Origin of the sequence: Bradyrhizobium sp. ISRA464 (assembly GCF_029910095.1) — a bacterium.
GTDB lineage: Bacteria > Pseudomonadota > Alphaproteobacteria > Rhizobiales > Xanthobacteraceae > Bradyrhizobium.
This window is the reverse complement of the sequence record NZ_CP094526.1, coordinates 5,527,044-5,551,578: the sequence shown is the minus strand read 5'-3', so window position 1 is coordinate 5,551,578 and position 24,535 is coordinate 5,527,044. Positions and strand designations below refer to the sequence as shown.

Sequence of the window (24,535 nt, the reverse complement as noted above, 5' to 3'; positions counted from 1 at the left end):
ATCTGGAAATCGACGCCGGTTCGCGCGACAATCAGATGCAAGCCATGAAGTGAGAGCTATGCCGAATAATCCGACCCTCGCCTCCCTTGCCGCCGATCTCGCCAGCGGCACCACCTCCGCCCGCAAGCTCGTCGAGCAGTGCATCGCCAGGATCGCTGATCCCGCTGGCGAGGGCCAGCGCACCTTCATCCATGTCGACAAGGACGCTGCCCTTGAGGCCGCCGACGCCATGGACAGGCTGCGCAAGGCCAACGCCGCGCCGTCACCCTTTGCCGGCATCCCGGTCTCGATCAAGGATCTTTTCGACATCAAGGGGCAGGTGACGCGCGCCGGTTCGCGGGCGCTGGAGGATTCCGCGCCGGCGGAGGCCGATGCCCCCGTGGTGGCGCGGCTGCGGCGCGCCGGCTTCATCGTGATCGGCCGCACCAACATGACCGAGTTCGCCTATTCCGGCATCGGCATCAACCCGCATTACGGCACGCCGAAGAGCGCCTGGAACCGGAGCGTCGGCCATGTGCCCGGCGGCTCGTCGTCCGGTGCCGCGGTCTCGATCGCCGACGGCATGGCCTATGGCGCGCTCGGCACCGACACCGGCGGCTCCTGCCGGATCCCGGCGGCCTTCAACGGCATCGTCGGCTACAAGCCGACACAGCGCCGCATTCCGCTCGATGGCGGCGTGCCGCTGTCGTTCACGCTCGACAGCTACGGGCCGCTGGCAAATTCGGTGGCCTGCTGCGCGACGCTCGATGCGGTGCTCGCCGACGAGAAGGTCGAACCGCTCACCCCGCGTCCAGTGAAGGGCATGCGGCTCGCGGTCCCGACCACCGTCGTGCTCGACGATCTCGATGATGCGGTGGCCAAGACCTTCGAGCGTGCGCTCGCGGCCCTGTCGCGTGCCGGCGCACTGATCGAGCGAATCGAACTGCCGGAACTACTCGATGTCGGCGTGATGAACGCAAAAGGCGGTTTCTCCGCGGCCGAAAGCTACGCCTGGCATCGCTTCCTGATCGCCAGCAAGGGCGACATCTACGATCCCCGCGTGTCGGTGCGCATCCTGCGCGGCGAGGGTTTCCTTGCCGCCGACTACATCGATCTCTTCAATGCGCGGCGGTCGTTTATCGCCCGCACCGAAAAGCGCATCGCGCCCTATGACGCGATGGTGCTGCCGACCACGGCGAATCTGCCGCCGGCCATCGCCGATCTCGCCGACGACAAGGCGTTTGCAACGCAGAACCTGCGCGCGCTGCGCAATCCCTCGCTGATCAATGTGCTCGACGGCTGCGCGATCTCGCTGCCGGCGCATCGCGAGGGCGAGGCGCCGGTCGGCCTGATGCTCGCCGCCGCGGGTAGTTCGGATCGCCGCATCTTCGAGCTTGCGGCCGGGATGGAGACCGTGATCCGTGTTTGACCTCACCTTCAACGTCGACGACAAGGGCGTCGCGACGCCGCTCACGCTCGAGATCAGGCAGGCCGTGATCGCCGGGTGGACCGGCCGCGATCCGGTTGCGCGCGACAAGCATATCGCCGAGCTCGAGGCGCTCGGCATCGCGCGGCCCGCCACGACGCCGATCTATTACCGCTGCTCGGCGCGCCGGCTCACCTTCGCGGATGCGATCGAGGTTTGCGGCGGGGACTCCAGCGGCGAGGTCGAGTTCGTGCTGATCGGCTGGCAGGGCCGCACCTTCGTCGGTTGCGGCTCCGACCACACCGACCGCAAGGTCGAGAGCTACAACGTCACCGTCTCGAAGCAGATGTGCGACAAGCCGATCGCGTCCGAGCTGTGGGAGCTCGAGGATGTGATCGGCCACTGGGACCAGTTGATCCTGCGCTCCTGGGCCGTGATCGGCGGTCAGCGCGTGCTCTACCAGGAAGGCACGCTGGACCACATGCTGCCGGTGCAGAACCTGATCAACAGAGGTTTCGGTGGGCGCGGGTTGCCTGACGGCTGCGCGATGTTCGGAGGCACCTTCGCGGCCAAAGGCGGTATCCGCCCGGCGAGCCGCTTCGAGTTCGAGATGGAAGATCCCGTGCTAAAGCGCACGATCCGGCACGGCTACGACGTGATCACGCTGCCGGTACTGGGCTGATCTCTCACCACACGCCGGGCAAAGTCGGCCGATACTCTTTCCTCGCGTCGTTCTCCGCGAGCGGGGCAGTGTTCTCTCCACGGGCCGTCTTCGCCGGACGACAGCGAAATTTGCGGCGCTGTTCCCAGCATGCTCCTGCCGGAAATCGGGTGGCGCGAGCCGCGATCATGGACCAGATTCAACCCCATGACAGCAACCGTCAAAACTATCACCCGCTCAACCACCGGCATCTCCGTCCGCGTCGACGCGTTGGACTGGGACCGGATCACGGCCGATCTCGACGGGCAGGGCTGCGCCGTCCTTCCGAGCCTGCTGACCCCGCAGGAGTGCGACGCAATCGCCGCGCTCTATCCCGATGACGGCCTGTTCCGCAGCAAGGTGGTGATGGGCCGCCACGGTTTTGGCCGCGGCGAGTACAAATACTTCTCCTATCCGCTGCCGGATCTGATCGCGGAACTGCGGCCGGCACTTTATGCGCAGCTGACCGTCACGGCCAATCGCTGGAACCAGACGATGGCGATCGACATCCGCTATCCCGCATCGCATGCGGCGTTCCTCAAGCGCTGCCATGATGCCGGGCAGACGCGCCCGACGCCGCTTCTGCTGCAATATGGCGAAGGCGACTACAACTGCCTGCACCAGGATCTCTATGGCGAGCACGTGTTCCCGATCCAGGTTGCGATCCTGCTGTCGCAGCCGGGGCGCGATTTCACCGGCGGCGAATTCGTGCTGACGGAACAGCGGCCGCGGATGCAGTCGCGGCCCGAGGTGGTGCCGCTCACGCAAGGCGATGCGGTGGCCTTTGCCGTGCATCATCGCCCGGTGCAGGGGACACGCGGGTCCTATCGCGTTAATCTGCGCCACGGCGTCAGCCGGATCCGCTCCGGCCATCGCCACACCGTTGGCGTGATCTTCCACGATGCGACATGAGTGCGGACAAGCGTGACCGCTGATCTGTTCGAGACCGTTGGCGACGCAAGGCCCCCGCGCGAGACGATGGCGGAGGGCGCCGTCGTGCTGCGCGGCTTCGCCAGGCCGTTCGAGGCCGAGCTGATCCCAGCCCTGCGCGAAATCGTAAAGCAGGCGCCGTTCCGCCATTTGATCACGCCAGGCGGCCACCGGATGTCGGTCGCGATGACCAATAGCGGCAGCCTCGGCTGGGTCTCGGACCCCAGCGGCTATCGCTATGACGGCATCGATCCGAATTCGGGTGCGCCGTGGCCGCCGATGCCGCCGGCGTTGCGCAAGCTCGCTGCCGACGCCGCGGCAGAGGCCGGCTTCGACGGCTTTGCGCCGCAGGCCTGCCTGATCAACCGCTATGTGCCGGGCGCGAAACTGTCGTTGCATCAGGACAAGGACGAGCTGGATTTCGCAGCACCCATCGTCTCGGTGTCGCTCGGGCTGCCGGCGATCTTCCTGTTCGGCGGCCTCAAGCGCGGCGATCCGACGCGGCGCTACCGCCTGGAGCATGGCGATGTCGTGGTGTGGGGCGGGCCGTCGCGGCTGGCGTTCCACGGCGTCGCGCCGCTCGCCGACGGCGAGCACGGCGTGCTCGGCCGCCAGCGCATCAACCTGACCTTTCGCAAGGTACGCCGAGGCGCCGTCGGCCTTTAGGCCGACGGCGATCGTGCCCTGCGTTAGTTGTTCTTCGCCGGGTGGATGAATGCCCAGGGCGAGACCTCGGAGTCGGTCGGCACTTCGACCGAGATCACGTAGGGGCCACCGTCGGCCAGCGCCTTCTCCAGCACGGGGCGGAAATGATCGGGCGAGGTGACGCGGGCAGCCCCCACGCCGAAGGACTCCGCGAGCTTGACGAAATCCGGATTGACGAGGTCGGAGGCGACGACGCGGCCGTCGAAACGTTCGCGCTGGTCGCGGCGGACATTGCCATAGGCGTTGTTGTTGAAGACCAGCGTCACCACGCCGATCTTGAACTGCACGGCCGTGGCGAGCTCCTGCACACCGAACATGAAGCCGCCGTCGCCGGTGATCGCGACCACCGGCTTGTTCGGGTTGGCGACCTTGGCGCCGAGCGCGGTCGGAAAGCCCGAGCCGAGCGTGCCCTGATAGCCCGAAGTGACGAAGGTGCGCGGCTCGTAGATCGGGAAGCCGTACCAGGAGGCGAAGCCGACCTGCGATAGCTCGTCGGTGATGATGGCATTCGCCGGCAGCACCTCGCGCAGGATCTTCAGGTAGGCCATCTGCGGCTGGATGCGCTGGATCTCGTGCCCGGCGGCAACGGTCGCCTCACGGATCGCGGCGCGGCGGCCGCTCGTCTTGCTGTAACCGGCCTTGCGCACGGCGGCGACGAGATCGGCGGTGCCAGCTTTCGCGTCGGAAATCACGGCGGCATCGGCCGGCCATCGGCGCATCTCGACGGGATCGATATCGATGCGCACGCATTTCAGCCCGTCCGGCCGATAAGGCCAGCGCGACATCGTCGGCAATTCCAGCCGGGTGCCGATGCCGATCATCAGATCGGTCTTCGGCCAGAGCTTGTAGGCCGCCGCCATCGTGAGCCCGAGCTCATGCGCGTTGGAGACGATGCCGCGGCCGCTGCGGAAGGCGACGACCGGCGCATCGATCATCTCGGCAAGCTCGAGAATCTCCTCGCGCGCGTCGATCGCGCCACTGCCGACGAAGATCATCGGCGTCTTGCTGCCGGCGATCAGGTCGGCGGCCGCCCTGATGCGGTCAGGATCGGGCTGCGGCGCCGGCAGCGGGTCGAACGGCTTGACCGTCGCGACCTGGGCGCGCTGTGTGAATACATCCCACGGCATCTCCAGCGAGGCCGGTCCGCGCCGACCCGACAGCATCTCCTGAAACGCGCGCGACACCATCGCGGGCGCATTGTCGGGATATTCGATGCGGTCGGCCCATTTCACGAAGGTGCGCAGGGTCGCAAGCTGATCCGGCATCTCGTGCAGATGACCGCGGCCCTTGCCGAGAAATTGCGTCGGCACCTGCCCGGTCAGGCACAGCACCGGCTCGTTGCAGCCGAACGCGGTGAGCAGCGCGGCCGAGGCATTCAGCACGCCGGGGCCGGGCACCACGCTGAACACGCCGGGCCGTCCGCTGGAGCGTGCATAGCCGAATGCCATGTAGCCGCAGGCCTGCTCGTGCCGCGCGCCGATCACCTTGAGCTGCGCCTGGTGGAACGCATCGAACAGGCCATAGATCTGCGCGCCGGGCAGGCCGAAGACGGTGTCGACGCCGTGGGCGACAAGACCGTTGACGATCGCTTCGCCGCCGGATGTTGAGGTCATGGCACTGTCCGTTCGTTTGCTAACCAAGCCTGCTAAGCCCCCGCCTATGGCGGGGCGAAAACCGGCAGTTCTACAGCTGCGGGAATGAAGTCATGGAGTCTCCTTGGGGAACCGCCAAGAACCCTCAAGGAGACCATGATGGAAGCAGAGTACAATCATCTTAATCACGCGACTTGGGAGTGCAAGTACCACGTCGTGTTTACGCCGAAGTACCGCAAGAAGCTGCTGTTCGGGAAGATCAAGCGACATCTGGGCCAGGTATTTCACGATCTGGCACGACGGAAGGAGTGCCGGATCGAGGAAGGTCACCTGATGCCGGATCATGTCCACATGCTGATATCGATACCTCCGAAATATTCGGTGGCGCAGATCATCGGGTATATGAAGGGGAAGAGTTCGATCTGGATCGCGCAGAACGTCGAACGGAAGATGCGAAATTTCCTGGGCCACAAATTCTGGGCACGCGGATATTTTGTCACGACCGTCGGCCGCGATGAGGAAATGATCCGGGCCTACATCAAGAATCAGGAAATGGCCGACCAGCAACTGGATCAGTTTGAGCTAAAGATTTCAGCTGCCCCAAAATCCAAGCAATCGTCCTAACATCCCTTAAAACCGCCTTTGGCGGTTCCCAATCAAACCTCCAGCTTTGCTGGAGGTTATTGGCTGGCTTCGTCGACGACGCCGTTGCGTAAGGTTCCGACGCCCTCGGCCTCGACTTCAATGACATCGCCCGGCTTCAGATAGCGCGGCGGATCGAACCGCGCACCTGCGCCGGTCGGCGTGCCCGTGACGATGATGTCGCCGGGAACCAGTGTCGTAAAGGTCGAGATGTAGTTGATGAGGTAGCGGAAGCCGAAGATCAAGCGCGAGGTGCGGTCGTCTTGCCGCGTCTCGCCGTTCACCCGCGTGGTCAGGCGGATGTCGGCGATTTGCGCTTCGCTGGTATAGGGCACGATCCACGGACCCAAGCTGCCGGTGGAATCGAAATTCTTGCCCTGGGTGACGTTGAATTTCGCATGGCGCACCCAGTCGCGGATGGTGCCTTCATTGCACAGCGAAACCGCCGCGATGTGGTCGAGCGCAGCGCTTTCCGGGATGTGCCGGCCGGCCTTGCCGATGACCAGCACGAGCTCGCCCTCATAGTCGAGCTGCGGCGAGGCGCGTGGGCGCACCAGGGATGCGTTGTGGCCGACGAGGGAGCGCGGCACGCGCAGGAACATGCTCGGATATTTCGGGGCGTCCGAGCCGTCCTTGTACTCGGCGTTGCGGTCCGGATAGTTGACGCCGATGCAGATGATCTTTTCCGGCGACGGGATCGGCGGCTGCAAGGCGACCGCGTCGAGCGCGTGATCGGGCGAGCGGGCGGCGGCGGTGTCCGCGAGCTTCATCAGCGCGCCCGCGGCGATCGCTTCGCGCAGCGTCGGATAGTCCTTGGCGAACCGCGAAGAGAGATCGACGATGCCGGTGTCGGTGACGGCACCATATCGGATTGCACCGTTGGCGGAATAGGTGGCGAGGCGAGGAGCAGGCATTGCAAATTCCCGTCAGTCCGCAACCAGCACGTCCGCGACGAAGCGCGGCTCGCGCACGGCCTGGCCTGCGAACGGTGAGCCTTCCTCGAACCAGGAGCGCGGCGCCGGCGCGCCCCAAAGCGTCTGGCGGCGCGGATCGCGCAGCGACCAGCGCAGCGGCTCGTGGTCGTGATCGCCGGTGAAGTAGTCGCTGGTGTAGAGCTCGATGCGATGGCCGTCGGGATCGCGGACATACAGGAAGAAGGCGTTGGAGATGCCGTGCCGGCCGGGGCCGCGCTCGATGTTCTTGAGGAAGCCGCTTGAGGCCATCACGTCGCAGAGATGCACGATGTTCATCGCGGTCGGCACCCAATAAGCGATGTGGTGCAGGCGCGGGCCCTTGCCGTTGGTGATGGCGAAGTCGTGCACATTGCCCTTGCGGTGCATCCAGGCCGCCGCAATGCGGCCGTTCGCGCCGTCCTCCTCGGCATATTCGGTGAGGCGGAAGCCGAGCCGGGCGTAGAAGTCGACGGTGTCCTGCACCTCGGCCGCGAACACGTTGAAATGGTCGAGCCGCTGCGGATGGCAGCCCTTGTAGAGGTCGTAGCGCCGGAGCAGATGCGGGCGCTTCTCCATCGTGGCGTAGAGCTCGATCTGGAAGCCGAAGGGATCGGTGAATTGCAGGGTGCGGCCCTGGAACGGCTGGTCGACGAACGCGTGCTCGATGCCGTTCTCGGAGCAGAATGCTGCCGCCTTGTCGAGGTCGCGGTCATTGCCGACCTTGAAGCCGAGCCGGTTGCAGGTCGCCTTCGGCGCCTTGCGCAGCACCACCGAGTGATGCTGGTGCTCCTCGTAGGCCCGCAGGTACACCGCCCTGTCGTCGCGGCCCTCGATGTGCAGGCCGATGGTCTTTTCGTAGAACGCGGCGCTCGCGTCGAGGTCCGTCACATCGAGAATGACGTGGCTGCAACGGATGATGTTGAACGGCGGATCGAAGACGTGCTGCGGAACGGGCATGGTGCTTCCCCTCTGGATCGTCATTCCGGGGCGGTCCGTCAGGACCGAACCCGGAATCTCGAAGTTCCGGGTTCGATGCTCCACATCGCCCGGAACGACGGTTGGCTAGATTCCCAGTTTCTGAATCTTGTGCGTCCCGCGCGCGAGCGAGACGTGCTTGGTTTCCATGTAGAAATCGAACGAGTAGTCACCGCCGTCGCGGCCGATGCCCGAGGCCTTCATGCCGCCGAACGGCGTCGGCAGATGGCGGACGTTTTCCGAGTTGAGCCAGATCATACCGGCTTCGAGCGCATCCGCCACGCGCAGCGCCCGGCCCATGTCGCCGGTCCAGACATAACCGGCGAGGCCGTATTGTACGCCGTTGGCGATCTCGATGGCATCAGCCTCGTTGCGGAACGGGATCACGGTCAGGAACGGACCGAACACTTCCTGTTGCGCGACGCGCATCGTGGCATTGGCGCCGGTCACCAATGTCGGCTGCACATAGTGTCCGCCGCCCGGGCCATCATGCGGCTTGCCGCCGACGGCGATGGTGGCACCGTCCTGCTTCGCAACGTCGAAATAGCTGCAGACCTTGGCGAGATGCCGCTCGTGGATCAGCGGCCCGATTTCGGTCGCTGGATCGAGCGGGTGACCGACCTTCAGCGCCTTCACCCGCGCCGTCAGCTTCTCGATGAACTTGTCGGCGATGCTCTGCTGGACCAGCAAACGGCTGGAGGACGTGCAGCGCTCGCCATTGAGCGAGTAGATCATGAACACGACCGCATCGAGCGCGCGGTCGAAATCGGCATCGTCGAACACGATCACCGGGTTCTTGCCGCCGAGCTCGAAATGCACGCGCTTCAGGGTCGGCGCGCCCTGCGCCATGATCGCCGAACCGGTTGCGCTCTCGCCGACAAAACCGATCGCCTTGATGGCGGGATGTTCCGTCAGCGCCTTGCCGGCGTCCTCGCCGAAGCCGTGCACGGTGTTGAACACGCCATCGGGGATGCCGGCCTGCTCTGCGAGCTTGACCAGCAGGTCAGCGGTCACCGGTGACCATTCCGCCGGCTTGTGCACGACCGTGCAGCCGGCAGCGAGCGCCGGCGCGATCTTCCAGGTCGAGAGCATGAACGGCGTGTTCCACGGGGTGATCACGCCGACCGGGCCGATCGGCACGCGGGTCGAGATGTTCCAGTGCTCCTCGCTCGGCGTGTTCAGGCCGTCACGGGCCTCGGCGCATTTGTCGGCAAAGAAACGGAAGTTTTCGGCGGCGCGGATCGCGGCCTTGGCCATGAAGCGGTGCGCCTGACCGGTGTCGATGCATTCGAGCACGGCGATGTCGTCGGCACGCTCCTCGATCGCATCGGCCACGCGATGCAGGAGCTTGCGGCGCTGTGCCGCCGGCACGTCGCGCCAGGCCTTGAAGGCGCGGGCAGCAGCGGTCGCGGCGCGATCGATATCTTCCGCATTGCCCTTTGCGACCGACGCCAGCACGGTGCCGTCGATCGGCGACTTCGTCTCGAAGGTCTGACCCGTCACCGACGGCACGACCTTGCCGTCGATCATGTGGCCGATGCCTTCGGCCTTCAGCTTGGCGAGCAGGGGGGCCGCGCGGTCGCGATTGGCCTGGAACAGGTCTGCAGATTTCGGGCTGGCCTTATCCATTGACGGTCTCCACTTTCAGCGCTTCATGGATGTTGTTGCGCTTCCAGCTCGTCTCCTTGTCGTTGATCTGCATGTCGAACGACAGCGCCAACTTGGCTTTGGCGAATACCGGATCGAGATGGGCCGACAGCACCTTGAAGATGTGCTCGCCGGCCTTCTTTCGGGTGGCGAGATCGCGGCCTTCGCCGAGGCGCAGCACCATGTCGAGGAAGCCGTAGTTTTCCCGGCCGTCGGCGATTGCATAATGCTCGCATTTGATGGCGCGGACGCGGATGCCGCCGAGCGGGAAGATGCCGGTTTCGGCCGCTGCCTTGCGCACCACTTCGACGGTCTCGGCCATGTCGACGAGACCGTCGAGATTGGCGGAGTATTCAAGCGTGAAGTGCGGCATGAGCAGTCTCCTTGCGATTGCGTCCGGCGTCAGGCGAAGTAGCAGCTCACGGAACCGTAAGCTCCATAGTCGGCCTGAATCGTGTCGCCTTTGCGGGTCTCGATCGGGCGGATAAAGGAGCCCGCCAGCACCACCTGGCCGGCCTCCAATGCGAGCCCGTTGGGCGCGATCTTGTTGGCAAGCCACGCCACGGCAGTCGCCGGATGGTTCAGCACGCCGGCGGCAAGCCCGGTCTCCTCGAGCTGTCCATTACGGAAGCACAGCGCGCCGACCCAGCGCAGATCGGCGTCCAACGGGCGGATCGGCCGGCCGCCGAGCACGATGCCGGCATTGGCGGCATTGTCGGCGATGGTGTCAAAGATCTTGCGCGTCGCCTTGGTCTCGGGGTCGACGCGCTCAACGCGTGTATCCAGGATTTCAAGCGCCGGCACCACGAAGTCGGTGGCGTTGAGCACGTCGAACAGGGTGCAGTTCGGTCCCGCCAGGCGATGCTTCATCACGAAGGCGAGCTCGGCTTCGACCCGTGTCCCGATGAAGCGATCGCTCGGCACCAGTCCGCCATCGGCAAAGAACATATCGTCGAGCAGGATGCCGGAATCGGGCTCGTCGATGTTGAGCGCGCTTTGCATCGCCTTCGAGGTCAAGCCGATCTTGTGGCCCTTGACGACACGGCCCTGCGCCACCTTCATCTCGACCCAGGCCTTCTGAATCGCGTAGGCATCTTCAAGGGTGATGCCAGGATATTGCAGCGAAAGCTGGCGGATTTGCTTGCGGGTCTTTTCCGCCTGGTCGAGCCTTGCGGCGGCAGTGCGGATATCGTCCTGGGAGAGGGCCATGCGTGATACACAAATTTGGATGTCGGGAGATGATTAACATGTTAAGTGAATTCCCGCAAACTGAATCGAGATTTGGTGCAACGCAAAAGTTCGTGGCAGTGGATTGAGCAATGGCGCGCAAGAAATCGTCGAACGACATGCGATCAGCGCCGGCCGAGGCCGAGTCACCCCGCCGCGCGCCGATGCGCGAATTCTCGCGCTCGCTGCCGATGTCGCTGCTCCGGGCGCGCGAGGCCGTGATGCGGCAATTCCGCCCGTCACTGCGCAATCATGGGCTGACCGAGCAGCAATGGCGGATCCTGCGCGCGCTCACCTCCGTCGACGAGATCGAGGTCACCGAGCTCGCGCGCGTGGCGTTCCTGCTCGGGCCGAGCCTGTCGCGAATCCTGCGCGATCTCGAGGCCCGTCAGTTGATTGAGCGCAAGGCGGCGGAGAACGACCTTCGGCGCGCGGTCGTCTCGATCTCGACGAAGGGCCTGAAATTGATCGAGGCGGTGGCGCCGACATCGGAAGCCATCTATGCCGCGATCACCCGGCGCTATGGCGCGCGCAAGCTTGCGGAACTCCAGGACATGCTGGGCGCGCTGGAGGCGAGCCTGGCCGGAATGACGTCCATCGATGACGTCGAGGTCGAGGCCGACGAGTAGTCAAGACTTCGCACGATGGTGCTCGGCAATACAGGCTAGGCCATGTAAGGCACGCGCGAAATCACGTTGATGGCGCGGAATTCGGCGATCCAGCCGGCAACTTTCGAATGGGACCACTCGATATGGCGGCGCAACGTCGCAGCCGCCGCGTCCCCGTCGCGCGCGCGCAACGCTTCAATGATCACCAGATGCTCATCCATGAAGGAATCGATCTGCGGCGCGGTCAGGGCCACCTGGATGTGTTTGCCGATCACGAAAGCGCAGTGGGTGCGCTTGAGGGCTTCGATCATCTCGCGATTGGTGCCGTAACCCAGGCACTGGATATGGAGATGACCTTCGATTTCGTCGAGCTCGGCGACGCCGACGCGGTCGCGGAACCGGATTCCCTCGCGCAGCCGCTCCGCCATCCGGTCCAGCAGCGCCGCTGGAATCCTCGTAGCAGCGGATTTCAGCAGGAGCGGCTCGAGGGTTGCCCGCACTTCGAAGATGTCGCGGACGCGATCCTCGTCCAGTGGCACCACGTACCAGTGGGCTTTGGCGCCCTTCTCCAGGATTCCGATCGCCTGCGCACGTAGCAGCAGGTTGCGGGCAACCGTGCGTCCCACGCGGAAATGCCGCGCCAGTGCGAGTTCGCTGACGCGGAAGCGTCCGAAGAGCGAGCGGTAGATGATTTCACGTTCGAGCTCATAGTAGAGGGCGTCCCAGGCGTCGCTTCGCACCGCCTCGACCGGCCCGTCGGTCAGCCCCAGCATTTCCGGCGTGATTGGGACGCGTCGAGGTTCGACCTTGCGTTTGCCGGCGATCACGCCACGGCCGTCGAACCGGCGCACCAGGCCGATGTGCTCCAACTGCTCAAAGGCCTGCCGCACCGGGGAGCGGCTGGAGCCAAACAAGGTCGCAATCGCCGATTCGGAGAGAACGGTTCCGGCCGGAACGTCACCGGTGCGAATGCGCTTTGCCAATGCATTCTTGATCAGCGCATAGGCCGGCTGTTTCCGTCTGGTCCGCGATTTCGCTCTTGGCATCGACATGGATGGCTGCCCCGCCGGTCACACTATCACGTGATCGGGGCCGTGGTCGCTCGTTGCAGGCATTTACGCACCGTCATGATGGCTATTGCGTGCAATGTGCAATCATGATTAGCTGCGCCCATACGCTTAGATCGATAAATCGCCGTTGCGCGTCGGGTGCGCTGCAGCGGCGTAAACGTTTGTTCGTCGCGCTGCGTGATGGCCATGGGTGGGGCAACAAGTCTACGCGTCTAGCTCGTCTCAATGCAGCCGACATGCAAGCTCGGCGTAATACAGGGAGGATTGAATGAAACTGACGAGACGTGAGTTTTCCGCCGGCTTGGCGGCAGGTCTCGCTGCTCCTGCGCTGCTGCGGAGCGCACAGGCGCAAGGTGCGACCATCAAGATCGGCATGTGCGCGCCCGTCACCGGTCCCGCGGCCGAATCCGGCGGGTACGCCATCAAGGGCGCCAAGCTGGCGCTCGAGGCCGTCAACAAGGCCGGCGGCATCCTCGGCAAGCAGGGCGAACTGATCATCGAGGACGATCAGACCACCAACCCCGGCATCGTGCTCGCGTTTTCCAAGCTCGCCGCCCAGTCCGACATCGTCGGCTTCCTTGGCTCGATCCGTTCGACGCAGGTCCATGCGATGGCGCCCGACGTGCTGAAGCTCGGCAAGCCCGTGATGATCGGCGGCACCGATCCGAATCTCACCCACATGGGCAACAAATGGCTATTCCGCTTCCGTCCGAACGACAGCTATTCGGGCCGCGTGATCGCCGAATACGGCGTCAACACGCTCGGCAAGAAGAAGTGGGCCGTGCTGCATTCGACCGACGCGTTCGGCACCGCCGGCGGCAAGGCGCTGACCGAAGCGCTGCAGAAGCTCGGCGCGCCGCCGGTGCTCGATCAGGGCTATGCCAACCAGAGTCAGGACTTCACACCAGTCGTGCTTGCGATCAAGCAGTCGGGCGCGGATATCCTCGGTTCCTATTTCACCTTCGAGAACGATCTCGGCATCTTCGCCCGCCAGCTGCGTCAGCTCGGCGTCAATATTCCGTGGGTCGGCTCGCCCTCGATCGTCAACATCACCGCGCTCAAGCTCGCCGGTCCTGCGCTCTACAACACCTATGGTGTTGCCGACTACGCGGAGGATTCCAGCGACGCCTCGAAGGCGTTCGGCAAGCTTTATCGTGATGCGGTCAAGGTCGCGCCCGACAACCAGAGCGCCTGGACCTATGATGCCGTCACCGTGCTGGCCACGGCGATCAACAAGGCCGGTTCGACCGAGCCCGAGAAGATCCGTGACGCGATCCTGGCGATCAAGAAATTCCCGGGCGCCGAGGGCGAATACAATTTCGACCAGAACGGCGACGGGCTTCACGGCTACAACATCGTGAAGAACGACAAGGGCAAGATCGTCTTCGACAAGCACATCGAATCCAACGGCTGATGCGGGTGAGGGCCTCTCCGGCAATAGCCAGGGAGGCCGCGCCGGCCAGCCGTTGAAACGAGTTCTCCTTCAACCGAACGCTTGTCATGGATCTGGTCCTTCAACTCCTGTTCACGGGCATCGGCATCGGCGCGGTCTACGCGCTGGTCGCGCTCGGCTTCGTGCTGATCTTCCGCGCCACCAACGTGGTGAACTTCGCGCAAGGCGAATTCTCGATGGTGGCGGCCTATCTGATGGTGGTGTTCGCCGTCGATCTCGGCTGGCCCTATTGGCTGTCGTTCCTGATTGCGCTCGCCGGCATGGCGCTGCTCGGCGTCATCTTCAATCTCGGCGTCTACTATCCGCTGCGCCATCGCACCTATCTGCCCGTGATCATCGCCACCATCGGCGCCTCGATCCTGCTCTCCAATTCCGTGCTCGCGATCTATGGCCCGCAGCCGCAGGTGCTGCAGGGCTGGTTCGATACGCCCGGCATCCAGCTCGGCCCGGTCTATCTCGACAGCCAGTATCTGTTGATCATCGGCGTCACGATCCTGCTAGTGCTGTTCAATTTCTGGTTCTTCGAGAAGACGCTGCTCGGCAAGAAGCTGCAGGCGACCTCGCAGGACAAGGAAATGGCCTCGCTGCTCGGCATTTCCGTCTCCACCATGATCATGATCACCTTCATCTATTCGGCCGTGCTCGGCGGGCTCGCCGGCATCCTGGTGGCGCCCGTCCTGTTCGTGTCGATCCAGATGGGCTCGACGATCGCGCTGAAGGCGTTTGCCGCGACCATCATCGGCGGCTTCGGCGATGTGGCCGGTGCCATCATCGGCGGCCTTGCGCTCGGCGTGATCGAGACGTTCGGCGCCGCCTATATCTCGGTGCCGTACAAGGATGGCTTCGCCTTCCTGGTGCTGATCGCCTTCCTGATCTTCCGGCCGCAGGGCATCTTCGGCGAACGTGTCGCGGAGAAAGCATGAGCGCCAGCGACAACATTCAGATTCCGGCGCCGGCGGTGCGCTCGAGGCCGCTGGTCATCCGTCACTTGCCGTATTTCATCGGCGCCGCCGTGCTGGTCGCGCTCGCCGGCAGCATGGGGTTCGACGGCTACGTCCTCAACATCCTGTTGCAGGCGACGACCTTCTCGATCGCGGTGTTCGGGCTGTCGGTCGTGCTCGGCCTCTGCGGCCAGATCAATCTGGCGCAGGCGACATTCTTCGGCTTTGGCGCCTATGCGGTTGGTCTCGGCACGACCGATCTGCACATGAGCTTCTGGCCCTGCCTGGTCGGCGGCTGCCTGATTGCGCTGATTGCCGGCGCGTTCCTTGGCATGTCGACGCTGCGGCTCGGCGGCCACTATTTGGCGATGGTGACGATCTCGTTCCAGCAGATCGTGACCCTGGTGATGATCAATGCCATCGGCCTGACCCACGGGCCGGACGGCGTGGCCAACATCCAGAGGCCGGCGCTGTTCCAGAGCTCGCAGAGCTATCTCGCCTTCTGCGTCGCGGTGCTCGCGATCGTCGGCTACATCGTCTGGCACCTGCCGGACACCAAGCTCGGCCGCGCCATGCGCGCGGTGCGTGACAACGAGCTCGCGGCCGGCGTCAACGGCATCGACGTATTCCGCACCAAGGTCTACGCCTTCGGCATCTGCGCGCTGCTCGGCGGCCTGGCCGGCGGTCTGTTCGCGGGCGGCTTCGCCTATGTCAGCCCGGATCAGTTCTCGTTCGCGGAATCGATCGGCTTCCTGACCATGTCGCTGCTCGGCGGCGTGGCCTCGCCGATCGGCGCAGCGATAGGTACGGGCCTTCTGATCCTGATCCCGGAATGGCTGCGCTTCCTCAAGAGCGTGCCGGGCCTCTATCTCGCGATCTACGGCCTGTTCGTGATCCTGATCATCCGCTTCATGCCCGACGGCATCTGGGGCTTTGTCTCGGACGCCTTCACGCGCTGGCGCGCGCGCACCAAGGCGCCGCCGGCTGCTGCCGCGCTGCAGCTCAAGCCGGCGACCGCGGGTGGCGACATCGTGCTTGAGGTGACCGGGCTCTCGAAGCACTTCGGCGGCCTCAAGGCGGTCGACGGCGTCGATATCGCCGTGAAGCGCGGCGGCGTCCATGCACTGATCGGCCCCAACGGCTCGGGCAAGACCACGACACTCAACGTGCTGTCCGGCCTCTACAAGGCCACCGCGGGCAAGATCGTGCTCGACGGCACCGACATCACCAACATGGCGCCGCACCAACGCACGGCTGCGGGCCTCGGACGTACCTTCCAGAACATCCGCCTGTTCCGTTCGATGACGGCATTGGAGAACGTCGAGATCGGCGCGGAGCGTCCCGGCAACACCATGATCGGGAAGGGCGAGGACGCACTTACCGAGCGCGCGATGGAGGCCTTGACCTTCGTCGGCCTCGGCAACCGCGCCAACGAGCTGATCTCGAGCTTCTCCTACGGCCACCAGCGCCTGATCGAGATCGCACGAGCGCTTGCGTCCAATCCGACACTGTTGCTGCTCGACGAGCCGGCCGCCGGCCTCAACTCGACCGAAAAGCTCGAGCTGCACGAGCTGCTCAAGCGCATCGCGGCGCAGGGCCTGACCATCCTGATCATCGATCACGACATGACGCTGGTCTCGGAAGCCGCCCAGCACATCACCGTGCTGAATTTCGGTCGCCGCATCGCGGACGGCGAATCCATGGCGGTGCTGCGCCATCCTGACGTCGTCTCCGCCTATCTCGGGAGCGAATGATGCCGCTGCTCGAAATCCGCAATCTCGTGGTCCGCTACGGCGAGATCGAGGCGCTGCGCGGCGTGACCATCGCCGTGGAGCAGGGCCAGGTGGTAACGCTGCTCGGCGCCAACGGCGCCGGCAAGTCGACCACGCTGCGCGCGATCAGCGGCCTTGCCAAGCCAACCTCGGGCGACATCATCTTCGACGGTCAATCGATCGCGGGCCTTGGGCCGGAAGCGATCGTCCGGCTCGGCATCTCGCATGTGCCGGAAGGCCGCCGCGTGTTCCCGGGCCTCACCGTGAAAGAGAACATCATGCTCGGCGCGTCGAACCGGAAGGTGCCGGCGTCGCAGATCTCGCGCGAGGCGGACGCGATGTTCGACCTGTTTCCGGAGATCCGTACGTTCTCCAATGCGCTCGGGTGGACGCTGTCCGGCGGTCAGTTGCAGATGGTCGCGGTCGCCCGCGGCCTGATGGCCAAGCCCCGGCTCCTGCTGCTCGATGAACCCTCGCTCGGGCTGGCGCCGGTGATCGTGCAGGCCGTCTTCCGCATCATTTCGCAGATCAGGAAGGACACCACGGTCTTGCTCGTCGAGCAAAATGCGCGCATGGGACTCTCGGTCGCCGATCACGGCTTCGTCCTGGAAACCGGACGGATCGTGCTGGGCGGCAAACCCGACGAATTGTGGGGCAACGAAGCCATCGCTGCGGCCTATCTTGGCGGTCACGCCAAGGCCCATGCCTAAAGCTACATGATCCGGAAAAGTGGGCCCCGGTCTTCCGATCAGATCATGCTTCAACAACCGAGCGAGCTAGTCTTTCATGGTCACCATCAAGGTCGAGAACCTCATCAACTTCGTCTCCGAGGTCTTTTCCCATTCGGAATCCTCTCCGGAAGAGGCGCGGCGCATCGCGACTTACCTGACGACCGCGAACCTTACCGGCCATGACAGCCACGGCGTGATCCGCGTGCCCGTCTATGTCCGCTGGAAGAAGATGGGCTCGATCGTGCCGAACCAGACGCCGGAGGTCGTGGTCGATACGCCGTCGCTCGCGGTGGTCGACGGCAAATTCGGCTACGGCCAGACCGTCACGCCGATCGCGGTCAGGATCGGCATCGAGAAGTGCAAGAAGGCAGGGCTTGCCGCGGTCGCGCTGCGCAACTCCGGCCATCTTGGCCGCGTCGGCGACTGGGCCGAAATGGCCGCCGCGGAAGGTTTCGTCTCGATTCATTTCGTGACCGCGGCAGGCTCGCTCTTGGTCGCGCCCTACGGCGGCGTCGAAAAGCGCCTGTCCACCGCGCCGTATTGCGTCGGCATTCCGCGGCAGGGCCAGGACCCGATCGTGCTCGATTTCGCCACCTCTGTCGTTGCCGAGGGCAAGTGCCTGGTCGCAAGCCGCGGCGGCAAGAAGCTGCCAGCCGGCGCACTCGTAGATGCCGACGGCACGCTGAGCGAGGATCCGCACGTGCTGTATGGCCCGTACACGCCCGACGGTCCGCGCGATCACACCAAGGGCACCGGCGCGATCCGCGCCTTCGGCGATCACAAGGGCTCGGGCCTTGCCTTCATCTGTGAACTGCTCGGCGGCGCGCTCACCGGCACCGGCGCGACGTCGTCGGACCGGCGTTTCGCCAACGGCATGATGGCGTTCTACATCGATCCCAAGGTGGTCGACACCAGCAATTTCTTCGACGGGGAGATCACCCGTTACACCGATTTCATCCGCGCCACCAAGCCGATCGCGGGCACAGAGTCCGTGCTGGTTCCGGGCGATCCCGAGCGGAAAACCCGCGCCGAGCGCACCAGGAACGGCATCCCCTTGCCTGACGACACCTGGGCGGCGATAGTGAACACCGCGCGCGAAGTCGGCGTCAGCGAAGTCTCTATCCAGCGGGCGACCAGCTAAGGCTCGCCCTCCAAGAAACGCGAAAAGGAAACGCGATCAATGGCAAACAAGGTCAAACAGATTTGGGCATCGGGCAAGGCGGTGGTGAACGCGTGGCTCGCGATCCCGTCGGGATTTTCGGCCGAGGTGATCGCGCAGTGCGGCTTCGACAGCGTCACCGTCGACATGCAGCATGGCGTGCAGGACTATCTCTCGATGGTGCAGTGCTTCCAGTCGATGCATGCCCACCCGGTCACGCCGATGGTCCGCGTGCCCTGGAATGAGCCCGGTATCATCGGCAAGGTGCTCGATGGCGGCGCCTACGGCGTGATCTGCCCGATGGTCAACACGCCGCAGGAAGCCAAGAACCTCGTTTCCTATTCCAAGTATCCGCCGAAGGGCGTGCGCTCCAACGGTCCGATCCGCGCCGGCATGTACGGCTCGGCCGGCACCTACCAGCAGACCGCGAATGACGAGATCGTACTGCTGCCGATGATGGAGACCAAGACTGCGGTCGAGAACATGGAAGCGATCCTCGATGTCGAGGGCATCGACGGCGTCTATATCGGCCCGTCCGACCTCGGCTTCTCCTACGGCCTGGTGCCGAAGCTCGATCGCGACGAGCCGGAGATCCTAAAGATCTACGAGAAGATCATCAAGGAGTGCGGCAAGCGCGGCCTCAACCCGGGCATCCATTGCTCCGGCGCGGAAGGCGCGGTGCGCGCGATCAACATGGGCTTCAAGCTCGTGACGCTGTCGAACGAGGTCGGCCTGATGCAGACCTACGCCAAGATGCAGGTCAACCAGACCCGCGAGAAGTCCGGCGGCAAGGCGTAAGCTCACCGGCAAAGCATTATGCTCTGCTCCCTCGCCCGCTCTTGCGGGGAGAGGGTTGGGGTGAGGGGCTTCCATCCGGCGAGCACATTGCTAGTGATTGCGCACGTGCCTTGCCCCTCACCCGGATCGCTGTCGCGATCCGACCTCTCCCCGTAAAGGACGGGGAGAGGTGAAGAACTCCAAAGGAGAACCCACATGGCCCCGGCACAAGTGATCCGCCTGCATCCCGACGACAGCGTCCTGATCGCGCGCGCTAGCCTGCCGCCGGGGCTGGTGGTCACCGAGGGCGTTACTACGGTCGACCGCATTCCGGCCGGCCACAAGGTCGCGATCAAGCCGATCGCGCAAGGCGAGCCGATCAAGCGCTACGGGCAGATCATCGGCTTTGCGACGCAGCCGATCGCGCCGGGCCAGCATGTGCATACGCAGAATTGCGGTATGGGCGATTTCGACAAGGACTATGCCTATGGTGTCGACGTCAAGCCGGTGCCGAATTTCGATCTGCCGGCGACGTTCGACGGCATCCGCCGCCCCGATGGGCGCGTCGCCACCCGCAACTATATCGGCATCCTCACCTCGGTGAATTGCAGCGCCCATGTCGCGGGCCTCGTCGCCGACGTCTTCAAGAAGAACCCGTTCACCGGCGACAATCCGCTCGCCGACTTTCCCAATGTCGACGGCGTCGTCGCGCTGACCCACAAGACCGGCTGCGGCATGACCCAGGACGAGCCGCTGGCGCTGCTTCGCCGCACGCTCGGCGGCTATGCGCGGCATGTGAATTTCTCCAACGTCATTGTCCTTGGCCTCGGCTGCGAGGTGAACCAGATCGGCGGCCTGATGCAGGAACAGAAGCTCGCCGGCCGTCTGCGTGCGATGGACATCCAGGAGGTCGGCGGCACCCGCAAGACGGTGGAGGCCGGCGTCGCCTTCGTGAAGGAAGCATTGGCCGACGCCAACAAGGTCAAGCGCGAGCCGGTGCCGGCAAGCGAATTGACAGTGGCGCTGCAGTGCGGTGGCTCGGACGGATACTCCGGTGTGTCAGCCAATCCGGCGCTCGGCGCTGCGAGTGACCTGCTGGTGCGTCACGGCGGCACGGTCATCCTCTCGGAAACCCCGGAGACCTATGGCGCCGAGCATCTGTTGACGCGCCGTGCCGTGAGCCGCGAGGTCGGCGAGAAGCTCGTCGGCCTGATGCGCTGGTGGGAGGAATATACGAGCCGCGAGGGCGCCGAGATGAACGCCAATCCGAGCCCCGGCAACAAGGCCGGCGGCCTCACCACGATCCTGGAGAAGTCGCTCGGCGCGATGGCGAAGGCCGGCAGCACCAATCTGGTCGACGTCCTGCACTATGCCGAGCCGGTCACCAAGAAAGGCTTCGTGTTCATGGACACGCCCGGCTACGACCCGGTCGCCGCGACCGGGCAGGTGGCGGGCGGCGCGAATCTCGTCTGCTTCACCACCGGCCGCGGCAGCGTGTTCGGCTGCAAGCCCGCACCGTCGATCAAGCTCGCCACCAACACGCCGATGTACAAGCGGATGGAAGACGACATGGACGTCAATTGCGGCACCATCCTCGACGGCGAGGAGAGCGTGCAGGAATGCGGCCAGCGCATCTTCGACCTCATCCTCAAGACCGCGTCGGGCCAACCGACCAAGAGCGAGAGCTTTGATTTCGGCGGCGCCGAGTTCGCGCCCTGGGTGTTAGGGGCGACGATGTAGCGCGATCGCGTAGCCCGGATGGAGCCAACGGGTCGCGCGAATGCGCGCCCGATAACAGGCTCCACGAAATCCGGGGTCTACCCAAGCGACGAGGGCTCCCGGATTGCGCTTCGCTTCATTCGGGCTACGAGTTCGCCATTACTTCAGGCACCGCGTGCCCGTTGTTAGTGCTTGATCCGTTCCGGCGGCAATGTTCTGCTCAAAAAAGCCGCTGGAGCCATTGGTCCGTGTCGATCTTCGTCGCACTGCATCACGTCACGCACTACAGATACGACCGGCCGATCGATCTCGGGCCCCAGACCATTCGCCTCCGGCCCGCACCACATACGCGCCCCCCGATCCTGAGCTATTCGCTCAAGGTCACGCCAACAAACCACTTCGTGAACTGGCAGCAGGATCCGCAGGGCAACTGGCTCGCGCGCTACGTGTTTCCGGAGAAGGTAACCGAGCTCAGGATCGAGGTCGATTTCACCGCGCAGATGACGGTCGTCAATCCGTTCGACTTCTTCGTCGAGCCCTATGCCAACAGCGTTCCGTTCGAATATGCCGACCATCTCAAGGCCGAGCTCGCGCCTTATCTCGAGACGGACGAGCCCGGCCCGCTGCTCGCGGCTTACCTGAACGAGATTCCGCGCACAGCCGACAGCACGGTCAATTTTCTGGTCGAGCTGAACGTGCAGTTGCAGAAGAGGATCAGCTACATCGTCCGTATGGAGCCCGGCATCCAGACGCCCGAGGAGACGCTGGCCGCAGGCTCCGGCTCTTGTCGCGACTCGGCCTGGCTGCTTATCCAGATGTTGCGCCATCTCGGGCTCGCCGCGCGCTTCGTCTCCGGCTATCTGATCCAGATTCGGCCTGACATCGACCCGGTCGAGGGGCCGCGTGAGGTCGAGAGTGATTTCACCGACCTGCACGCCTGGGCGGAAGTCTACCTGCCGGGTGCGGGGTGGATCGGCTTCGACGTCACCTCGGGCATGTTGACGGGCGAGGGACACATCCCCGTCTGCGCCACGCCGCACTATCGCTCGGCCGCACCGATCACCGGCACGGCAGGCGTCGCCAATGTCGATTTCGACTTCGAGATGAGCGTCAAGCGCATCCGCGAGGCGCCGCGGATCACCAAACCGTTCTCGGACGAAGCCTGGGCACGGCTCGATCGCCTCGGCGGGCAGGTCGATGCCGATTTGAAGACGGACGACGTGCGGCTGACCATGGGCGGCGAGCCGACCTTCGTCTCGGTCGACGATCTGGAATCGCCGGAATGGAACGTCGCCGCGGTCGGGCCGACCAAGCGTGCGCTCGCCGACGAATTGATCCGCAAGCTCCGCACGCGCTTTGCGCCCGGCGGCCTGCTGCACTACGGCCAGGGCAAATGGTATCCCGGCGAAAGCCTGCCGCGCTGGGCGTTCGGCCTGTACTGGCGCAAGGACGGCAAGCCGATCTGGAAGAACGCCGACCTGATCGCTGCGATCGACAATCCGCGCAAGGCCGAAATCGAGGACGCCCAACGCTTCGCCGAAGGTATCTCAGGGAAGCTCGGGCTGAGCACCAACTATGTCATGCCGGCCTATGAAGATCCCGCCTTCTGGCTGCAGCGCGAGGCAGGTTTGCCCGCCAATGTCAGTCCCGCCAATTCCAGGTTGACCGATCCGGAAGAGCGTGCGCGATTGGCGCGAGTGTTCGACGAGGGATTGACGACGCCGAAAGGCTATGTGCTGCCGATCCAGCGCTGGACGCCGCTCGGCGATCGCGTGCCTGCGCGCTGGCGCAGCGAGCGCTGGAAGATCCGGCGCAGCCATCTGTTCCTGTCACCCGGCGATTCCCCGTTGGGCTTGCGGCTTCCGATCTCCTCGCTCGAATATATCGCTCCCGAAGACTATCCCTACATCATCGAGCTTGATCCGATGGCGCCGCGCGATGCGCTCTCCGAGATCGATGCGGAGCTGCAGCAGGCGCTGAAGGAGATTCCCGAGCCGCTGCCGGTGCGGACCGCGATGTCGATCGAGCTTCGCGACGGCGCGCTGTGCGCGTTCATTCCGCCGGTCGAGACGGCCGACGACTATCTCGATCTGGTCGCCGCAATCGAGGCGACAGCGGAAGAGCTGCAATTGCAGGTCCATGTCGAAGGCTACGCGCCGCCCTTCGACCCGCGCATCGAGGTCATCAAGGTGACGCCCGATCCCGGCGTCATCGAGATCAACGTACAACCAGCGCAAAGCTGGCGCGAGGCCGTCGACATCACCTTGGGACTCTACGAGGACGCGGCGAAGACGCGGCTCGGTGCCAACCGCTTTCTGATCGACGGCCGTCACACGGGCACCGGCGGCGGCAATCACGTCGTGGTCGGCGGCAGCAGGCCGGAGGACTCACCGTTCCTGCGCCGGCCCGATCTGTTGAAGAGCCTGGTGCTGTATTGGCAGCGGCACCCGTCGCTGTCCTATCTGTTCTCCGGCATGTTCATCGGCCCGACCAGTCAGGCGCCGCGTATCGACGAGGCGCGGCATGACGGGCTCTATGAGCTGGAGATCGCGCTCTCACACGTGCCGCCGCCGGGCATGGAGGCGCCGCTGTGGCTGGTCGACCGCCTGTTCCGGCACATCCTGGTCGACATCACAGGCAACACCCATCGCGCCGAGATCTGCATCGACAAGCTCTATTCGCCTGACGGCCCGACCGGCCGGCTCGGGCTGGTCGAATTCCGTGCGCTCGAAATGCCGCCCGATCCGCGGATGTCACTTGCGCAGCAGCTCTTGATCCGCGCGCTGATCGCAAAGCTGTGGCGGGAGCCGCAGCAGGGTCGGTTCGTGCGCTGGGGCACCGCGTTGCACGACCGCTTCATGCTGCCGCATTTTCTCTGGGAGGATTTTCTCGGCGTGCTCGCGGAGCTCAAACAGTCCGGTTACGACGTCGAGCCGGAATGGTACCAGGCCCAGCTCGAATTCCGCTTCCCCGCCTTCGGCCGCGTCCATCACGGCGGCGTCGGCCTCGAGCTGCGGCAGGCGCTGGAGCCCTGGCACGTGCTGGGCGAGGAGGGCACTTCGGGCGGCACCGTGCGCTACGTCGATTCCTCGGTCGAGCGGCTGCAGGTCAAAGCGACCGGCTTCGTCGAGGGACGCCACGTCGTCACCTGCAATGGGCGCCGGATGCCGATGACCGAGACCGGCCGCGCCGGCGAGGCGGTGGCCGGCGTCCGCTTCAAGGCCTGGCAGCCGGCTTCGGGCCTGCACCCGACCATCCCCGTGCACGCGCCGCTGACATTTGACCTGATCGACACCTGGAACGGCCGCTCGCTCGGCGGCTGCGTCTACCATGTCGCGCATCCCGGCGGTCGCAACTACGAGAGCAAGCCGGTCAATTCCTACGAGGCTGAGGCGCGGCGGCTGGCGCGCTTCCAGGACCACGGTCACACCCCCGGCAAGATCGAGACGCCGCCGCAGGAACACACAATTGAGTTTCCGTTGACCCTCGACTTGCGAACGCCGCTCCTGCACTAATTGTGCTCAGGGGA

The 24,535-nt window shown here is 64.7% G+C and carries 21 protein-coding genes; 14 read left to right on the top strand and 7 right to left on the bottom strand.

The window, feature by feature from the left end; translation table 11 throughout:
* Nucleotides 1-58 precede the first annotated feature (58 nt).
* The 4 genes from MTX19_RS25910 to alkB all read left to right on the top strand — a co-directional run bounded on the left by MTX19_RS25910 (nucleotide 59) and on the right by alkB (nucleotide 3,701).
* Nucleotides 59-1,408 carry an amidase gene (locus tag MTX19_RS25910; protein WP_280979917.1) on the top strand — a complete coding sequence of 450 codons (1,350 nt, stop codon included), beginning with the start codon at nucleotides 59-61 and terminating at the stop codon, nucleotides 1,406-1,408.
* Complete coding sequence (locus tag MTX19_RS25905; RefSeq protein ID WP_280979916.1) at nucleotides 1,401-2,087, top strand: DUF2848 domain-containing protein; 687 nt, start codon at nucleotides 1,401-1,403, stop codon at nucleotides 2,085-2,087. The genes MTX19_RS25910 and MTX19_RS25905 overlap by 8 nt, the downstream gene beginning before the upstream one ends.
* A 186-nt stretch (nucleotides 2,088-2,273) precedes the next feature.
* Nucleotides 2,274-3,017 (top strand): 2OG-Fe(II) oxygenase, encoded by a 744-nt coding sequence (locus MTX19_RS25900; RefSeq protein WP_280979915.1) that lies wholly within the window; start codon nucleotides 2,274-2,276, stop codon nucleotides 3,015-3,017.
* A 12-nt stretch (nucleotides 3,018-3,029) separates the two neighbouring features.
* Entirely contained in the window at nucleotides 3,030-3,701 is a 672-nt protein-coding gene (gene alkB / locus MTX19_RS25895; protein WP_280979914.1) for a DNA oxidative demethylase AlkB, read from the top strand.
* A 23-nt stretch (nucleotides 3,702-3,724) separates the two neighbouring features.
* On the opposite strand, the gene MTX19_RS25890 is transcribed toward alkB, so the two are convergent.
* Nucleotides 3,725-5,353, bottom strand: coding sequence for a thiamine pyrophosphate-dependent enzyme (locus tag MTX19_RS25890; protein ID WP_280979913.1), 1,629 nt, complete (start codon nucleotides 5,351-5,353; stop codon nucleotides 3,725-3,727).
* A 138-nt stretch (nucleotides 5,354-5,491) separates the two neighbouring features.
* Here MTX19_RS25890 and tnpA point away from each other — a divergent pair, with 138 nt between their 5' ends.
* A complete protein-coding gene (tnpA, locus tag MTX19_RS25885) occupies nucleotides 5,492-5,956 on the top strand; it encodes an IS200/IS605 family transposase (RefSeq protein WP_280984622.1) in 465 nt (154 codons plus the stop codon).
* Between the two features lie 56 nt (nucleotides 5,957-6,012).
* On the opposite strand, the gene MTX19_RS25880 is transcribed toward tnpA, so the two are convergent.
* The 5 genes from MTX19_RS25880 to hpaH form a co-directional block, all read right to left on the bottom strand.
* Nucleotides 6,013-6,888: a fumarylacetoacetate hydrolase family protein gene (locus tag MTX19_RS25880; RefSeq protein ID WP_280979912.1), complete on the bottom strand. Its 876-nt coding sequence runs from the start codon at nucleotides 6,886-6,888 to the stop codon at nucleotides 6,013-6,015.
* Between the two features lie 12 nt (nucleotides 6,889-6,900).
* Complete coding sequence (hpaD, locus tag MTX19_RS25875) at nucleotides 6,901-7,884, bottom strand: 3,4-dihydroxyphenylacetate 2,3-dioxygenase (RefSeq protein ID WP_280979911.1); 984 nt, start codon at nucleotides 7,882-7,884, stop codon at nucleotides 6,901-6,903.
* Between the two features lie 105 nt (nucleotides 7,885-7,989).
* The gene (gene hpaE / locus MTX19_RS25870) at nucleotides 7,990-9,531 is read right to left on the bottom strand and encodes a 5-carboxymethyl-2-hydroxymuconate semialdehyde dehydrogenase (protein ID WP_280979910.1); all 1,542 of its coding nucleotides are present in this window, start codon (nucleotides 9,529-9,531) and stop codon (nucleotides 7,990-7,992) included.
* A complete protein-coding gene (locus tag MTX19_RS25865; RefSeq protein ID WP_280979909.1) occupies nucleotides 9,524-9,922 on the bottom strand; it encodes a 5-carboxymethyl-2-hydroxymuconate Delta-isomerase in 399 nt (132 codons plus the stop codon). Before MTX19_RS25865 ends, hpaE begins: the two co-directional genes overlap by 8 nt.
* Before the next feature lie 29 nt (nucleotides 9,923-9,951).
* Nucleotides 9,952-10,758 carry a 2-oxo-hept-4-ene-1,7-dioate hydratase gene (hpaH, locus tag MTX19_RS25860; protein WP_280985531.1) on the bottom strand — a complete coding sequence of 269 codons (807 nt, stop codon included), beginning with the start codon at nucleotides 10,756-10,758 and terminating at the stop codon, nucleotides 9,952-9,954.
* A gap of 110 nt (nucleotides 10,759-10,868) precedes the next feature.
* Here hpaH and hpaR point away from each other — a divergent pair, with 110 nt between their 5' ends.
* Nucleotides 10,869-11,405 carry a homoprotocatechuate degradation operon regulator HpaR gene (gene hpaR, locus MTX19_RS25855; protein WP_280979908.1) on the top strand — a complete coding sequence of 179 codons (537 nt, stop codon included), beginning with the start codon at nucleotides 10,869-10,871 and terminating at the stop codon, nucleotides 11,403-11,405.
* A gap of 35 nt (nucleotides 11,406-11,440) precedes the next feature.
* On the opposite strand, the gene MTX19_RS25850 is transcribed toward hpaR, so the two are convergent.
* Nucleotides 11,441-12,430 (bottom strand): GntR family transcriptional regulator, encoded by a 990-nt coding sequence (locus tag MTX19_RS25850; protein WP_280984882.1) that lies wholly within the window; start codon nucleotides 12,428-12,430, stop codon nucleotides 11,441-11,443.
* A 292-nt stretch (nucleotides 12,431-12,722) separates the two neighbouring features.
* Here MTX19_RS25850 and MTX19_RS25845 point away from each other — a divergent pair, with 292 nt between their 5' ends.
* The 8 genes from MTX19_RS25845 (at nucleotide 12,723) to MTX19_RS25810 (ending at nucleotide 24,521) form a co-directional block, all read left to right on the top strand.
* On the top strand, nucleotides 12,723-13,868 hold the full coding sequence (locus tag MTX19_RS25845; protein ID WP_280979907.1) for an ABC transporter substrate-binding protein: 1,146 nt from the start codon (nucleotides 12,723-12,725) through the stop codon (nucleotides 13,866-13,868).
* An 86-nt stretch (nucleotides 13,869-13,954) separates the two neighbouring features.
* The gene (locus tag MTX19_RS25840; protein WP_280976866.1) at nucleotides 13,955-14,830 is read left to right on the top strand and encodes a branched-chain amino acid ABC transporter permease; all 876 of its coding nucleotides are present in this window, start codon (nucleotides 13,955-13,957) and stop codon (nucleotides 14,828-14,830) included.
* Nucleotides 14,827-16,602 (top strand): branched-chain amino acid ABC transporter ATP-binding protein/permease, encoded by a 1,776-nt coding sequence (locus tag MTX19_RS25835; RefSeq protein ID WP_280985530.1) that lies wholly within the window; start codon nucleotides 14,827-14,829, stop codon nucleotides 16,600-16,602. Before MTX19_RS25840 ends, MTX19_RS25835 begins: the two co-directional genes overlap by 4 nt.
* Nucleotides 16,602-17,330 (top strand): ABC transporter ATP-binding protein, encoded by a 729-nt coding sequence (locus tag MTX19_RS25830; protein WP_280979906.1) that lies wholly within the window; start codon nucleotides 16,602-16,604, stop codon nucleotides 17,328-17,330. Before MTX19_RS25835 ends, MTX19_RS25830 begins: the two co-directional genes overlap by 1 nt.
* Before the next feature lie 76 nt (nucleotides 17,331-17,406).
* The gene (locus MTX19_RS25825) at nucleotides 17,407-18,492 is read left to right on the top strand and encodes a malate/lactate/ureidoglycolate dehydrogenase (RefSeq protein WP_280979905.1); all 1,086 of its coding nucleotides are present in this window, start codon (nucleotides 17,407-17,409) and stop codon (nucleotides 18,490-18,492) included.
* A 39-nt stretch (nucleotides 18,493-18,531) separates the two neighbouring features.
* A complete protein-coding gene (locus MTX19_RS25820; RefSeq protein ID WP_280979904.1) occupies nucleotides 18,532-19,308 on the top strand; it encodes an aldolase/citrate lyase family protein in 777 nt (258 codons plus the stop codon).
* Between the two features lie 195 nt (nucleotides 19,309-19,503).
* Nucleotides 19,504-21,027: an altronate dehydratase family protein gene (locus MTX19_RS25815; RefSeq protein ID WP_280979903.1), complete on the top strand. Its 1,524-nt coding sequence runs from the start codon at nucleotides 19,504-19,506 to the stop codon at nucleotides 21,025-21,027.
* 227 nt (nucleotides 21,028-21,254) lie between these two features.
* Entirely contained in the window at nucleotides 21,255-24,521 is a 3,267-nt protein-coding gene (locus MTX19_RS25810) for a transglutaminase family protein (protein WP_280985529.1), read from the top strand.
* Nucleotides 24,522-24,535: the final 14 nt, after the last annotated feature.

Bases quoted from the DNA above. Each gene is read 5' to 3' on its own strand.
- hpaH (WP_280985531.1), bottom strand. From the start codon at position 10,758: ATGGCCCTCTCCCAGGACGATATCCGCACTGCCGCCGCAAGGCTCGAC.
- MTX19_RS25880 (WP_280979912.1), bottom strand. From the start codon at position 6,888: ATGCCTGCTCCTCGCCTCGCCACCTATTCCGCCAACGGTGCAATCCGA.
- hpaR (WP_280979908.1), top strand. From the start codon at position 10,869: ATGGCGCGCAAGAAATCGTCGAACGACATGCGATCAGCGCCGGCCGAG.
- MTX19_RS25835 (WP_280985530.1), top strand. From the start codon at position 14,827: ATGAGCGCCAGCGACAACATTCAGATTCCGGCGCCGGCGGTGCGCTCG.
- MTX19_RS25910 (WP_280979917.1), top strand. From the start codon at position 59: ATGCCGAATAATCCGACCCTCGCCTCCCTTGCCGCCGATCTCGCCAGC.
- MTX19_RS25900 (WP_280979915.1), top strand. From the start codon at position 2,274: ATGACAGCAACCGTCAAAACTATCACCCGCTCAACCACCGGCATCTCC.
- hpaE (WP_280979910.1), bottom strand. From the start codon at position 9,531: ATGGATAAGGCCAGCCCGAAATCTGCAGACCTGTTCCAGGCCAATCGC.
- MTX19_RS25850 (WP_280984882.1), bottom strand. From the start codon at position 12,430: ATGCCAAGAGCGAAATCGCGGACCAGACGGAAACAGCCGGCCTATGCG.
- MTX19_RS25845 (WP_280979907.1), top strand. From the start codon at position 12,723: ATGAAACTGACGAGACGTGAGTTTTCCGCCGGCTTGGCGGCAGGTCTC.
- hpaD (WP_280979911.1), bottom strand. From the start codon at position 7,884: ATGCCCGTTCCGCAGCACGTCTTCGATCCGCCGTTCAACATCATCCGT.
- MTX19_RS25830 (WP_280979906.1), top strand. From the start codon at position 16,602: ATGCCGCTGCTCGAAATCCGCAATCTCGTGGTCCGCTACGGCGAGATC.
- MTX19_RS25820 (WP_280979904.1), top strand. From the start codon at position 18,532: ATGGCAAACAAGGTCAAACAGATTTGGGCATCGGGCAAGGCGGTGGTG.
- tnpA (WP_280984622.1), top strand. From the start codon at position 5,492: ATGGAAGCAGAGTACAATCATCTTAATCACGCGACTTGGGAGTGCAAG.
- MTX19_RS25890 (WP_280979913.1), bottom strand. From the start codon at position 5,353: ATGACCTCAACATCCGGCGGCGAAGCGATCGTCAACGGTCTTGTCGCC.
- MTX19_RS25825 (WP_280979905.1), top strand. From the start codon at position 17,407: ATGGTCACCATCAAGGTCGAGAACCTCATCAACTTCGTCTCCGAGGTC.
- MTX19_RS25865 (WP_280979909.1), bottom strand. From the start codon at position 9,922: ATGCCGCACTTCACGCTTGAATACTCCGCCAATCTCGACGGTCTCGTC.
- MTX19_RS25840 (WP_280976866.1), top strand. From the start codon at position 13,955: ATGGATCTGGTCCTTCAACTCCTGTTCACGGGCATCGGCATCGGCGCG.
- MTX19_RS25815 (WP_280979903.1), top strand. From the start codon at position 19,504: ATGGCCCCGGCACAAGTGATCCGCCTGCATCCCGACGACAGCGTCCTG.